Origin of the sequence: Mesorhizobium sp. M1A.F.Ca.IN.020.06.1.1 (assembly GCF_004023265.1) — a bacterium.
Taxonomy (GTDB): Bacteria; Pseudomonadota; Alphaproteobacteria; order Rhizobiales; family Rhizobiaceae; genus Mesorhizobium.
Map to the genome: position 1 here is coordinate 1 of NZ_RZSR01001629.1, position 657 is coordinate 657.

Annotated in this window: 1 protein-coding gene; it reads right to left on the reverse strand. The window is 66.7% G+C overall.

Going from position 1 to position 657, the window contains the following annotated elements; all coding sequences use genetic code 11:
* A partial coding sequence (locus EOA60_RS36000) for an FtsX-like permease family protein (protein WP_128312779.1) occupies nucleotides 1-657 on the reverse strand: 657 nt, incomplete at both ends.

The following is a 657-nucleotide window of genomic DNA, read 5'->3' on the forward strand; positions in this document are numbered from 1 at the left end:
GTCATGATGCGGGCCACCACGAACCACGCCGCGACGCCGCCCGCGGCAAGCGCGAACAGCGCGGTCGCAAGACCGATCAGCACATATTCCAGCGAGAAGGCCGCAATCAGCGTCCTCCTTGTCGCGCCGAGCGTCTTCAGCACCACCGCGTCGTGGATGCGCGCCCGGTTGCCGGCGGCCAAAGCCCCGGAGAGCACCAGCACGGAGGCGATCAGCGCCACGCCGGCTGCGGCGCGGATCGCCGTGCCCAGCTGCGCGACCAGCCGGTTGACGATGTCGAGCGCGTCCTTGACCCTCACCGTCGTCACTGCCGGAAAGGCGCGGGTGACAGCGTTGAGCAGCCGCGCGTCGTCGGCCGTGGTGGCCTTTCGGTCGGTCAGCGTCGCCAGCCAGCCATGCGGCGCGCCGGCGAACGTATTGGGCGAGAAGATCATGACGAAATTGATACCCATGGTTTCCCACTCGACCTGGCGGAAGCTGGCTATTCTTGCCGTCACGTTGCGGCCGAGCACGTTGACCGTGACCGTGTCGCCGAGCTTCAGCCCGATCGCTTTGCCTTCCTCGGCCGAGAACGACACCAGCGGCTCGCCGGAATAGTCCTGCGGCCACCATTTGCCTTCGGTCAGCGTAGCGTTTTCCGGCTGCTTTGCGTCATAG